The organism is Thiofaba sp. EF100 (assembly GCF_039822285.1).
In the GTDB taxonomy this organism is placed as follows: Bacteria; Pseudomonadota; Gammaproteobacteria; order Halothiobacillales; family Halothiobacillaceae; genus Thiofaba.
The window spans coordinates 851639-862934 of the sequence record NZ_JBAJEY010000001.1 but is presented as its reverse complement, the minus strand read 5'-3'; the positions used below and the strand labels follow the sequence as shown (position 1 = coordinate 862934).

11 protein-coding genes and 1 tRNA gene are annotated in these 11296 nt (G+C 66.7%); 3 read left to right on the top strand and 9 right to left on the bottom strand.

Features of this window, described 5'->3' with window-relative positions:
* The first annotated feature begins 52 nt into the window (after positions 1-52).
* A complete protein-coding gene (locus V6D91_RS04295) occupies positions 53-1399 on the top strand; it encodes a GGDEF domain-containing protein (RefSeq protein WP_347318050.1) in 1347 nt (448 codons plus the stop codon).
* Between the two features lie 86 nt (positions 1400-1485).
* Here V6D91_RS04295 and V6D91_RS04290 read toward each other — a convergent pair whose 3' ends face one another.
* The 3 genes from V6D91_RS04290 to V6D91_RS04280 all read right to left on the bottom strand — a co-directional run bounded on the left by V6D91_RS04290 (position 1486) and on the right by V6D91_RS04280 (position 6352).
* Entirely contained in the window at positions 1486-4626 is a 3141-nt protein-coding gene (locus V6D91_RS04290; protein WP_347318048.1) for a multidrug efflux RND transporter permease subunit, read from the bottom strand.
* 23 nt (positions 4627-4649) lie between these two features.
* A complete protein-coding gene (locus V6D91_RS04285; protein WP_347318046.1) occupies positions 4650-5852 on the bottom strand; it encodes an efflux RND transporter periplasmic adaptor subunit in 1203 nt (400 codons plus the stop codon).
* A 98-nt stretch (positions 5853-5950) separates the two neighbouring features.
* The gene (locus tag V6D91_RS04280; RefSeq protein WP_347318045.1) at positions 5951-6352 is read right to left on the bottom strand and encodes an RNA-binding S4 domain-containing protein; all 402 of its coding nucleotides are present in this window, start codon (positions 6350-6352) and stop codon (positions 5951-5953) included.
* Positions 6353-6391: 39 nt separating this feature from the next.
* Between V6D91_RS04280 and V6D91_RS04275 the strand changes: the two genes are divergently transcribed.
* Entirely contained in the window at positions 6392-7054 is a 663-nt protein-coding gene (locus V6D91_RS04275; protein ID WP_347318043.1) for a glutathione S-transferase family protein, read from the top strand.
* On the opposite strand, the gene V6D91_RS04270 is transcribed toward V6D91_RS04275, so the two are convergent.
* The 6 genes from V6D91_RS04270 to zapD form a co-directional block, all read right to left on the bottom strand.
* Positions 7042-7464, bottom strand: coding sequence for a DUF6691 family protein (locus V6D91_RS04270; RefSeq protein ID WP_347318042.1), 423 nt, complete (start codon positions 7462-7464; stop codon positions 7042-7044). The two genes, V6D91_RS04275 and V6D91_RS04270, sit on opposite strands and share 13 nt — an antisense overlap.
* Before the next feature lies 1 nt (position 7465).
* On the bottom strand, positions 7466-7966 hold the full coding sequence (locus V6D91_RS04265) for a YeeE/YedE thiosulfate transporter family protein (RefSeq protein WP_347318041.1): 501 nt from the start codon (positions 7964-7966) through the stop codon (positions 7466-7468).
* 208 nt (positions 7967-8174) lie between these two features.
* Complete coding sequence (gene minE / locus V6D91_RS04260) at positions 8175-8441, bottom strand: cell division topological specificity factor MinE (protein ID WP_347318039.1); 267 nt, start codon at positions 8439-8441, stop codon at positions 8175-8177.
* A 3-nt stretch (positions 8442-8444) separates the two neighbouring features.
* A complete protein-coding gene (gene minD / locus V6D91_RS04255) occupies positions 8445-9257 on the bottom strand; it encodes a septum site-determining protein MinD (RefSeq protein ID WP_347318037.1) in 813 nt (270 codons plus the stop codon).
* Between the two features lie 33 nt (positions 9258-9290).
* Complete coding sequence (gene minC, locus V6D91_RS04250) at positions 9291-10028, bottom strand: septum site-determining protein MinC (RefSeq protein WP_347318035.1); 738 nt, start codon at positions 10026-10028, stop codon at positions 9291-9293.
* Positions 10029-10041: 13 nt separating this feature from the next.
* Complete coding sequence (gene zapD / locus V6D91_RS04245) at positions 10042-10812, bottom strand: cell division protein ZapD (protein WP_347318033.1); 771 nt, start codon at positions 10810-10812, stop codon at positions 10042-10044.
* Between the two features lie 211 nt (positions 10813-11023).
* Between zapD and V6D91_RS04240 the strand changes: the two genes are divergently transcribed.
* Positions 11024-11099 (top strand) — tRNA-Glu (locus V6D91_RS04240).
* Positions 11100-11296 lie beyond the last annotated feature (197 nt).

The following is an 11296-nucleotide window of genomic DNA, read 5'->3' as shown; positions in this document are numbered from 1 at the left end:
CTGATGAACGCCGCCCGTCGGGGCTCGGCTGGGCGGTCAAGGAGGATGAGCGATGCGTCTCACGCGCAAGGTTTTCACGGATCTCGCCATCTGGATGGTGGCCTTCGGCCTCGGGGTGGGGCTGCTCTTCCCCCTGTTCCTGGTCGTGCTGGGCGTGCCCGCCGCCCATGTCCTCACCCCCGGTTTCTTCGCCGCCTGCCTGACGGCCGGGGCCGTCGCCGGAACCGTCAACCAGGCCCTCGCGCGGCTGGTAGTCGGCTCCCGTCTGCGGCTCTTGGCGGAGCGCATGGAGTTCGTTGCTGCCAACCTGCGCGACAGCGAATCCTTCGATCACACCCGCTGCGGTCCGGACCAGTGCCGCATCCCGGAGGACTCCGACGACGTGATCGGTACCAGCGCGCGTGCCTTCAACGGCCTGGTGCATGCCCTGGCTGAGTCCTACCGCACCGAGCAGGCAGTGCAGAGTTTCTCCGACCTGATGGTCAGCCGCATCGAGCTCGGTCCGCTGGCCGAGGAGGCCCTCCAGCACCTGATGCACGACACGGGCGCGGCGGGCGGGGCCCTGCTGCTGGAGGAGGAGGGCGAGATGCGCGTGTGTGCCCGCCAGGGCCTACGGGAGGACCAGGGCTTTGCCTGCGGCGACCAGCTGCGCCTGGCGATGAAGGGGGGCGACATCCGTCTGCTCCAGATCCCCGAGGGACTGAAGGTCGATGGGGTGGTGATGGAATTCCGTCCGCTCGAGGTGTTCATCGTGCCCATCCTGTACAAGGAGGTCACGCTGGGGGTTGTGGTGCTCGCCAGCGCCACGCCCTTCCCGGAGGGCACCCGCACCCGCCTGGAGATCTTCCGTCGCGCCCTTTCGCTGGCCCTGCGCAATGCCATCGCCCACGACAACCTGCAGCGCCTGGCCGCGCTCGACCCCCTCACCGGGGTATACAACCGCCGCTTCGGCATGCAGCGCCTGAACGAGGAATTCAGCCGTGCGGTCCGCGCCGACCTGCCGTTGGCCGTGCTGATGGTGGACATCGACCACTTCAAGCGCATCAACGATACCTACGGCCATCTGGTGGGCGACCGCGTGCTGGTCAAGGTGGCGCGCCTGGTGCGCTCGCTGCTGCGCGAGGGCGATGTCCTGCTGCGCTACGGCGGCGAGGAGTTCATGGTCATCCTGCCGGGCGCCTCGTGTCACGACGCCAAGACGCTGGCCCAGCGCCTACGTCACGCGGTGGAGGACCTTGTCGTCACCCATGGGGAGCAGAGCTTCCGCGTCACGGTCAGCATTGGCGCGGCCTCGTACCCGGAGATGAACGCCGACACCCAGGAGCAGTTCGTCCACGCGGCGGATGAGCGGCTCTACCGCGCCAAGCAGTCCGGACGCAACTGCGTGGTGGCGGCCTGAGAGTGCGTTTACGGAGCTTCACACCCCTCTCCCGCCCGCGGGAGAGGGGGCGGGGGTGAGGGCATCCCCCCTCAAGGCCGCCGGGATCACGCCAACCGCGCTTGGCGCTTCCCCAGGCCGCGGATCACCAGGTAGAACACGGGCGTCAGCAGCAGGCCGAAGAAGGTCACGCCCAGCATGCCGAAGAACACCGGCGTGCCGATCGCCTGGCGCATCTCCGCCCCTGCGCCACTCGCGAGCATCAGCGGGACGACCCCGGCGATGAAGGCGATCGAGGTCATGATGATGGGCCGAAGACGCAGGCGACAGGCCTCCAGCGCGGCTTCCATGCGGGGCAGGCCCATGTCCTCGCGGATCTTGGCGAATTCCACCAGCAGGATGGCGTTCTTGCTCGCGAGGCCGATCAGCACCAGCAGGGCGACCTGGGTGAGGATATTGTTGTCGCCGCCCATGAACTTCACCCCGAGCATGGCGAACAAGAGCACCATCGGCATGATCAGGATGATGGCGAGTGGCAGGGTCCAGCTCTCATACAGGGCGGCCAGCACCAGGAACACCACCAGCACCGAGATGGCGAACACCTGCAGGGTGGTGTTGCCGGCGATGATCTGCAGGTAGGTCAGCTCCGTCCATTCGAACCCCATGCTTGGCGGCAGGGTCTGCCCCAAGAGGTGCTCCATGATGGCGATGGCCTGGCCCGAGCTCGTCCCTGGCGCGGCCGCGCCGTTGATCTCGATCGCGGGGTAGGTGTTGTAGCGCACCACGCGATCCGGCCCGGTGATCTCGGTCACCCGCACGAGATTGGCGAGCGGCACCATGCGGCCATCCGCGGTGCGGGTCTGCAGCTGCTCGATGGCGGAGGGGCTCGAACGGAAGGGGGCGTCCGCCTGGGCAATCACCTGGTAGGTGCGGCCGAACAGGTTGAAGTCATTGACGTACAGCGAGCCAAGGTTCACCTGCAGGGTGTCGTACAGGTTGCGCAGCGGCACGCCTCCGGTCAGGGCGCGCTCGGTGTCGATCTCGGCGTGCAGCTGCGGCACGTTGTTCTGGAAACTGGTGAACAGGCCGGTCACGCCCGGCGTCTGGTTGCCTTGGGCGATGACCTGGCGGGTCACCTCATCCAGCGCATCCAGTCCCGCGCCACCGCGGTCCTGGATCTGCAGCTTGAAGCCTCCGAGCGAGCCCAAGCCCCGGATCGGTGGTGGCGGGAACACCGCGACGAAGGCCTCCTCGATGCCCCCCAGTTTCTTGCGCAACTCGCCGGCGATGGCGTTCGCGGACAGACCCTGCGGCACGCGTTCGCTGAACGGCCGCAGCGGCACGAAGATGGTCGCGGCGTTGGACGAGGGGCCGAAGCTGACGATGGACAGCCCGGGGAAGGCGACGGCATGGCCGACACCGGGGGTCGATTTGATCCGCGCCGAGACCTCCTTCACCACCTCGGTGGTGCGCTCCAGCGAGGCGGCCGGCGGCAGCTGCACCACGGTGATCAGGTAGCCGCGATCGCCCGGGGGGATGAAGCCCGGTGGCACGCTGTAGAGGGTGTAGCCGGAGAACACCAAAAGGCCGCCGAACACGAGCAGGACGATGGCGCTGACGCGCAACAGGCGCTTGACCAGGGCCTGGTAGCCGTGGCTTCCGGCTTCAAAGAAACGGTTGAACAGGCGGAAGAAGCCGCCGAACAGCAGGTTGACCAGACGGGTGGGGGCGTCCGGCTTGGCGTCGTGCGGCTTCAGCAGCATGGCCGCCAGCGCCGGACTCAAGGTCAGCGAGTTGAAGGCCGAGATCAACGTCGCCGCGGCGATGGTCAGGCCAAACTGGCGGTAGAACTGTCCATTGATGCCGGAGATGAAGGCCGCCGGAATGAACACCGCCGCCAACACCAGCGAGATGGCGATGATCGGCCCGGTCACCTCCTGCATCGCCATGTGCGCCGCCGCCTTGGGCGTCAGGCCCTCGCTGATGTGGCGCTCGACGTTCTCGACCACCACGATCGCGTCGTCCACCACGATGCCGATGGCCAGCACCAGGCCGAGCAGGGTCAGGGTGTTGATCGAGAAACCGAGGGCGTTGAGCAGGGCGAAGGTGCCGACGATGGACACCGGCACCGCCACCAGCGGGATGATGGCCGCGCGCCAGGTCTGCAAGAACAGCATCACCACCACCACGACCAGGACGAGCGCCTCAAAGAAGGTGGTGATCACCGCGTCGATGGACTGCTGCACGAACACCGTGGTGTCGTAGACGATGCGGTAGTCCATTCCCGCGGGGAAGCGCTCCTTCAGGCGGGCCATGGTCCGCTTGACCTCGGCCGCCGTGTCCAGGGCATTGGCGCCGGGGCGCAGGAAGACGGGGAGGGCGACCGCGCTCTCGCCATCGAGCATGGCGCGCAAGGCATAGCTGGCCGCGCCGAGCTCCAGGCGTGCGACCTCGCCGAGACGCACGACCTGCCCGTCCGTGCCGGCCTTGACCACGATCTGGCGGAAGTCCTCCTCCGAGCGTAGCCGCCCCTGCGAGGTGATGGTCAGCTGGAAGGCGCTGCCGGTGCCAGGCTGCTGGCCGACCGCGCCCGCGGTGACCTGGACGTTCTGCTCGCGGATGGCATTGACCACGTCCGAGGCGGTCAGGCCGCGCGCCACCAGCCGGTCGGGGTCCAGCCAGATGCGCATGGCGTACTCATCCGCGCCGAACACGCGGGTATCGCCCACGCCGTTGATGCGCTTGAGCGCATCGCGGATGTTGAGCACCGCGTAGTTGCCAAGGTAGAGCGAGTCGTAGCTGCGGTCCGGCGAGATCAGGTGGATGGCGAGCAAGAGGTCGGGCGACTGCTTGCGGGTGATGATGCCAAGACGGCGCACCTCCTCCGGCAGGCGCGGCTCGGCGTTGGACACCTTGGCCTGCACCTGCATCTGGGCGATGTCGAGATCGGTGCCGATCTCAAAGGTGAGGGTCAGGGTCATCGCCCCGTCGGCGGTGGACTGCGAAGACATGTAGAGCAGGTGTTCGATGCCGACCAGCTCCTGCTCGATCGGCGCGGCCACCGTCTCGGACAGGGTCTGCGGGCTCGCACCCGGATAGCGCGCCGAGACCTGGATGGTGGGCGGCACCACCTCCGGGTACTGCTCCACCGGCAGGCCCTTGAGCGAGACCCATCCGCCGATCAGGACCAGGGCCGAGAGGACGATGGCGAAGATCGGACGATCGACGAAGAAGCTGGGAAAGCGCATCGGGATATTCCTTCAGGCCTGGATCAGCGCCTGCCCGAGGACAGGCAGTCATCCATGGTTTTCGGCGCGACACCGGGGCTGCTGATGCCGTTCGATGGGCCGCATTCGGCGGCGGACGGGGCCTCCTCCAGCGGCTGCGGTGCGACCTTGCTGCCCGGGCGCGCCTTCTGCATCCCGTCCACGATCACCCGCTCGCCGACGGCAAGCCCGCTCAGCACCGGCCGCCGGCCGCCGATCTCGGGCCCGAGGGTGACCGGTCGATACTCGACGGTGTCGTCCGCCCCCACCACCAGCACGAAGCGGCGACCCTGGTCGGCGCCCACCGCGCGTGAGGGTACGCTGACCGTGTCATAGCGGCGGGCGGTCGTCAGCAGCACGCGGACGAACTGGCCGGGGGCGAAGATGCCCTTGGGATTGTCCAGCACGGCGCGCACCTGGCGTGTGCCGCTGCTCGGGTCATAGCTGTGATCGAGGTAGTCGATGCGGGCCTTGTGCGGAAAATCCTCCTCACCCTCGAGCGCCACGCCCACCATCGCGCCGAGGGGCGCGGCGTCGCCGAAGCCGAGCATGGTGCGTTCGTCCAGCTCGAAATAGACGTGCAGCGGATCAAGCGGCACCAGGGTGGTCAGCAGGGTCGCGCCGTTGCCGCCGGGGCCGGACACCAGATTGCCGGCGGTGATCAGGGTGCGGTTGATGCGCCCGGCGATCGGAGCGCGCACGCGGGTGAAGTCGAGGTCAAGGCGTGCCGCCTCCAGCGCGGCGCGGGCGGCCCGCACATTGGCCTCGGCCACGAGACTCGCCGCATCGCGCTGCTCGATGGCCTCGCGCGCGAGGGCCTGGCTCGCTGCGAGGCTGCGGCCGCGCGCCGCCTCCGCACGGGCCAGGTTGAGCTGGGCCTCGGCCTGGGCCAGGGCGGCCTCGGCGCGCGCCACCTGGGCAGCGTAGGGGCGCGGGTCGATCTCGTAGAGCACCTGGCCCTTCTCCACCCGTGCGCCGTCCTTGAACAGCACCCGCTCGATCATCCCACCCACGCGCGGCCGGACCTCCACCTGCTCCACTGCCCGCAGGCGGGCCGGATAGACGGCGGTCTCGACGAGGGCGCTCTTCTTCACCTCGATGACCTTGACCGGCGCGGGCGGCATGCCACCCCCCTGCGGCGCGGCGAGGGCCGCCGAGAGCGGGAGCAGGAGCATCAGGGACATCAGCAGGGGGCGGACGGTATTCATGCTGTGCATCCGTGGAATGAGGTCAGGTGGTCAAGAATAACCGACCGCGTATATAAGGAAAGGGTGTTTTTCATGGGGAGGGGCTTGTCGGGGGGCCGTCAGGCCTTGCCGCGCAGCCGGCGCAGGGCCTCGCGGGCATGGCTGTCCGGTTTGCGTGACGGGGCGGGCGCCCCTCCTGCCAGGCGGCGCAGCTCGCGTTCGCGTTCCCGCCGGGCCAGGCTCTCGGCGGACTCCGCGTACAGCCCCTGCGCCTCGCTGGCCGGCCGGCGCTGCTCGTTGAGCGCCACCACCCGCACCTGCATGTGCTCGCCCGCCCGGCTAACATCCAACTCATCGCCTGGGCGGACCTTCGCGGCGGGCTTCGCCGGGTGGCCGTTGAGGCGCACCTTGCCCCCCTCGATCGCCTCCTTGGCCAGCGAGCGGGTCTTGTAGAAACGCGCGGCCCACAGCCAGGTATCCAGGCGCTGGGTGTCCGCGGCAGGCGGCGATGCTTGGTGCATACTAGGCTCTGTTCCAATTCAAGGTTGAGGGAAGCGAGCATGAAACTCGAACTGGTTGGCTTCAAGATCTGTCCCTTCGTGCAGCGGGTCAACATCCTGATCCAGCACAAGGGCATCCCCTGCACGGTGACCTACCTCAATCCGAAAGAGCCGCCGGAGTGGCTGGCCGTGCTCTCTCCGCGCGGCAAGGTGCCCTTGCTCAAGGTGGACGATACCGTGCTGTTCGAGTCGCAGGTGATCAACGAATTCCTCGACGAGACCCATCCGCCGTCCCTGTTGCCGGCCGATCCGCTGGCCCGTGCGCGTGCGCGGGGATTTGTCGCCCTTGCGGATGATCTGTTCGGCGGCCTGTGGCATTGGATGACCGCGAAGGACGCGGACAAGGCCATGGAGGCGTGCGCTGGCCTGCGTCACTTGCTCAACGTGCTGGAGACGAGCCTGCACGAGGGTGGGCCTTACTTCTCTGGTGAGACCTTTGGCCTTCTGGACTGCGCCTTTGCCCCCTTCTTCATGCGCCTGGATCTGTTGGAGGCGAATGGCGCCGAGGTACTGGCGGGGGCGGACCTGCCGCGCGTGGCGGCCTACCGCAAGGCGCTGGCCGAGGTGCCGGCGGTCAAGCGCTCGGTGGTGCCCGAGTTCGCCCAGCTCTATCTTGGCTTCGTCAAGGGTCAGGGCGGGGCGCTGGGCGATCAGCTGGATTGATGGGAACGGCTGCTCCACAGCCCGAACAGCCAGGTCCCGGTCAAGAGGCCGGCGATGATGGGCAGGACATAGAGCTTGCCCTCGCCCAGCATGGCCATGACGGTGCCCGGGCAGCCGCCGGTCAGGCCCCAGCCGGCGCCGAACACGAGGCTGCCGAGCATCAGGGTGCGCACGTAGGGTTTGGACTCGAAGCGGATGGGCTCGCTTTTTCCCACCGCCCGCAGGCCGGTCCTGCGCATCAAGGCGACACCCACGGCGCCGACGGCGACGGCGCTGGCGATCACCCACAACAGGTGCAGGTTCTCGAACAGGAACAGGCGGGCGACCAGCTCCGGCTCGGTCGCCCCTGCGCGGCTGAGGAGGAAACCGAACAACGCGCCCAGGGCCAGGAACAGCAGCTTCTGGCCCATTTCAGCTTGCCCCCGTCAGCCGCCAGAGGGTCTGCACCATGGCCAGTCCGCCGACGAAGAACAGGATGGAGGCGAGCACGCTGGGCGGGTTGAGCAGGGCCACCCCGACGATGGTGTGGCCGCTGGTGCAGCCGCCCGCCAGACGTGCGCCGAGGCCCATCAGCACCCCGCCCGCGAACAGCACGAGCGCCTTCAGCCATGGGGTCTCCGGGAGCATGGCCTCGTAGGCCGTCCCCATGTCCAGCACCCAACCGACTTGGCCGGCACTCAGCGCGGCGGCGAAGCCCCCGAGCGGCAGACCAGCGATGAACCACAGCCGCCACTGTTCGCTGGCAGCGAACTCGCGCCCCTGGAAGAAGGGCAGGCGCGACACCATGGCGCAGGCCTGGCCGAGCGGTGAGGAACAACCCAGCGGGCGGCCGGTCAGCCAGTACTGCAGCAGCACGTACAGGCCGATGGCTATGCCTGCGAGGTGGGCGTTCCAGAGAAGGGCAGCGGTCATGGCATGGCAGCGGTGGCAATCATGCCGTGAAGTTTAGGGAAAAGGTCGGGTAAGGCGGAAAGCAAAAATGCCGATGGCCGCATAAGGCAGCCATCGCAGGGGAATAGGCATGGTGGGAGCGGCGTGTCGCCGCGATCCATTCGGATCGGCCCGGGGCGGGCCTCCTACATTTTTGCTGTAGGAGCAACGCCCCCGTCGCGAGAGAGGCTCAGTCCTTGGCCTCGGAGTCCGGCAGGATGATGTTCAGCTCCAGTACCTCGACGCCGTCCTCGCGGTCGAGCTTGACCTTGACGGCATCCTCGCTCACCGCGACATAGCGGCGGATGACCTCCAGCAGTTCCTTCTCAAGCATAGGCAGGAAATCATGTCCGCCGCGGGTCTGCGCCCGCTCGTGGGCGATGATGATCTGCAGCCGCTCCTTGGCCAGTTTGGCGGACGAAGGCTTTTTGCTGCGAAAGAAATCGAGCAGGCTCATGGCTTATTTCCCGAACAGGCGGCTGAAAAGGCCCTTTTTCTCGGCAGTGATGAAGCGCAGCGGACGCTCCTCGCCGAGCAGGCGTGCCACGGCATCCTCGTAGGCCTGGCCGGCATCCGAGGTCTTGTCCATGATCACCGGCTGGCCGGCGTTGGAGGCATTGAGCACGGAGGGGGATTCGGGGATCACCCCCAAAAGCGGCACGGCCAGGATCTCCAGCATGTCGTCCACGCTCATCATCTCGCCGGCCTCGGCGCGGTTGGGTGCGTAGCGGGTGACCAGGAGGTGCTGCCTGATCGGCTCCAGCTTGTTGACCGCACGGTAGGACTTGCTCGCCAAAAGGCCGAGCATGCGGTCGGAGTCGCGCACCGAGGAAACCTCCGGGTTGGACACCACGATGGCTTCATCGGCGAAATACATCGCGAGCTGCGCCCCCTTCTCGATCCCGGCAGGCGAGTCGCAGACGATGTAGTCGAACCCGTCGGCCTTCAGATCGTCCAGCACCTTCTTCACGCCTTCCTCGGTCAGTGCATCCTTGTCCTTGGTCTGCGAGGCGGCCAGGACGTACAGACCCTCGACCCGCTTATCCTTGATCAGCGCCTGGTTCAGGCTGGCTTCACCGTTCACCACATTGACGAAGTCATACACCACGCGGCGCTCGACGCCCATGATCAGGTCGAGGTTGCGCAGGCCGACGTCGAAGTCGATCACGGCCGTCTTGTGGCCGCGCAGGGCCAGGCCCGTGGCGATTGAGGCGCTGGTGGTGGTCTTGCCCACGCCGCCCTTGCCGGAAGTCACGACGAGAATCTTCGTCACAGGATGTTTCCTCTATGGATGGTGGACGAGCCTTCAGCCGAAGGCGCGGATGATCATTTTTTCGTTCAGGATCTCGATGACCGCAGGCTTGCCGAGCAGGGCGGGCTCGATGTCCTCGCGCGTGCGGTAGATGCCGTTGATCGACACCAGCTCGGCCTCCAGGCTCTGGCACCAGATGCGCGCATCGCCGCGGCCGCGCGCGCCCGCCAGGGCCCGGCCGCGCAGTGCACCATAGATGTGGATGTCGCCATCCGCCACCACCTCGGCCCCCTCGTTGACCGAGGACTCGACGATCAGATCACCACCGCGCGCGTAGACCTGCTGGCCGGCACGTACCGGCAGGCGGATCACCAGATCGCTGGCCGCCGGTGCGGGGAGAGCCTCTTCGGCGGTTGCAGCCTCCTCTGCCTTGTCCGCTGCCGCCTTGGGGGGCTCACTCACCGCCCGCCCCGGGCTGTCCGGGAACAGGGCCAGACGGGCGCGGGCGGCCGCGGTGCGTTGCTGCTCGTTGCCCCCTATTACGCCCACTACGGTTAGGCCGTGATTGTCCAGAAGGCTCACCAGGGCGGGGAAGTCCACCACCTTGAAGCCGTCCTGCAGCGGCGAGAGGTCCACCACCAGCGGGGTGTTCTTGAACAGGTTGGGGGCCTGGGCCATGTGCTCCTTGAGCGCCATCGCCAGTTGCACGATGTTGGGGTTGTGCAGCTCGAACACCATCAGGGTGAGCATGCGTCCCTTGAGAACGAAGGCGGTATCCGTCGGGTCAGCCATGATTGGGTTGCGTTTACAGAGCGCAGCAGGCGAGGCCGAAGGGGATGTCCTCCGTGCTCTGGCTGGTGCGTCCATCATCGAGGTTAAGTTCAAGGAAGCGGATGGTGAAGCGCTGTTTGCCCGCGCTTACCTCCGGGAAACAGGTCGCGTCATCAGGCAAGGTGACCCGGATCAGCTGAAACGGGAGCGAGGGATCCAGGGCCTGCTGGTAGAAACCACCCTCGGCGATCGCAGCCGAAGGGGCCGCGCTCTTGCGCACAAGGTCCAGGATCAGCTCGATGCCTTCCTGCACCACGGCAAAGGGCATCAGCCAGGCGTGCAGGACATCCCGCCGGTCTTCGAGCGGCTGGCGCAGCCAGTGGTGGAACATCGGCAGGTCGAACTCGCACAGTCCTCCGGGGATTCGGGCGCGCTGCTGGATGGCGGAAAGGAACTCGTTGGTCTTGATGGCCGCGCCGATCGGGCCGCTCTGCGCATGCAGGCGCTGGATCAGCGCCTTTTGTTGATCTAGAACTTGGGTGAGCTTGCGGGTGTCGACGTCCGGCGTCTCAGCCAGGCGGGTCAGATTGGCGCTCTGCCGCTCCAGCTCCTTCATCAGCTCGCGCTTGATATCCACCCGGCCGGTGAGTTCGGAAAGCTCAAGCAGGGTGAGTATGGCGCACTGGGAATCCTGCTCGGAGGCGCCGGCCAGGAAGTGTTGCGCGCGGGCGAACAGCCCGCTCAGGCGCAGGAAGGCACGCATGCGCTCGTTGAGGGGGTGCTCGAAGACGTTCTGAGCCGTCATTGCGCCGTGATTGCCGTTGGGTCAAAAGAATCTTCTCATTTTGCGCCCAAAGGTTGCGGCGCACAAATGCCATCTCTATATCAAGGTCATGAAAAGAGGCGGGGATGCTTGCGGTGCAGACCTTGGCAAAGAAAAGTTCACAAAGGTGTTGACAGCGGATTCGACCTCTCTATAATGCGCATCCGTCAGCAACGCTGACTGCCTCTGCAGCGTCCCCATCGTCTAGAGGCCTAGGACATCGCCCTTTCACGGCGGTAACCGGGGTTCGAATCCCCGTGGGGACGCCACTCATTACTCTCTCGGTCCGGAATGATCCGGGCGTCATCGAATCAAACCCTCCTGTCCTGGTCCCCGCGCCATCCCGGTGCGTAAAGACTTGATGTGACTTTCGTTGGTTGGCTTCGATGCCTGAAGTTGTTGCCAACGCGTAGCAAGCCAAGCCGCTTTGCCGAGAGTCCATTTGTCTTTGCCCACAGGAACATCC

What these genes read in the sequence shown, in the direction of transcription:
- V6D91_RS04265 (WP_347318041.1), bottom strand. Translation starts at nt 7,966, where the DNA reads ATGACCGCTGCCCTTCTCTGGAACGCCCACCTCGCAGGCATAGCCATC.
- V6D91_RS04290 (WP_347318048.1), bottom strand. Translation starts at nt 4,626, where the DNA reads ATGCGCTTTCCCAGCTTCTTCGTCGATCGTCCGATCTTCGCCATCGTC.
- V6D91_RS04270 (WP_347318042.1), bottom strand. Translation starts at nt 7,464, where the DNA reads ATGGGCCAGAAGCTGCTGTTCCTGGCCCTGGGCGCGTTGTTCGGTTTC.
- V6D91_RS04285 (WP_347318046.1), bottom strand. Translation starts at nt 5,852, where the DNA reads ATGAATACCGTCCGCCCCCTGCTGATGTCCCTGATGCTCCTGCTCCCG.
- minC (WP_347318035.1), bottom strand. Translation starts at nt 10,028, where the DNA reads ATGGCTGACCCGACGGATACCGCCTTCGTTCTCAAGGGACGCATGCTC.
- V6D91_RS04275 (WP_347318043.1), top strand. Translation starts at nt 6,392, where the DNA reads ATGAAACTCGAACTGGTTGGCTTCAAGATCTGTCCCTTCGTGCAGCGG.
- minE (WP_347318039.1), bottom strand. Translation starts at nt 8,441, where the DNA reads ATGAGCCTGCTCGATTTCTTTCGCAGCAAAAAGCCTTCGTCCGCCAAA.
- V6D91_RS04295 (WP_347318050.1), top strand. Translation starts at nt 53, where the DNA reads ATGCGTCTCACGCGCAAGGTTTTCACGGATCTCGCCATCTGGATGGTG.
- V6D91_RS04280 (WP_347318045.1), bottom strand. Translation starts at nt 6,352, where the DNA reads ATGCACCAAGCATCGCCGCCTGCCGCGGACACCCAGCGCCTGGATACC.
- zapD (WP_347318033.1), bottom strand. Translation starts at nt 10,812, where the DNA reads ATGACGGCTCAGAACGTCTTCGAGCACCCCCTCAACGAGCGCATGCGT.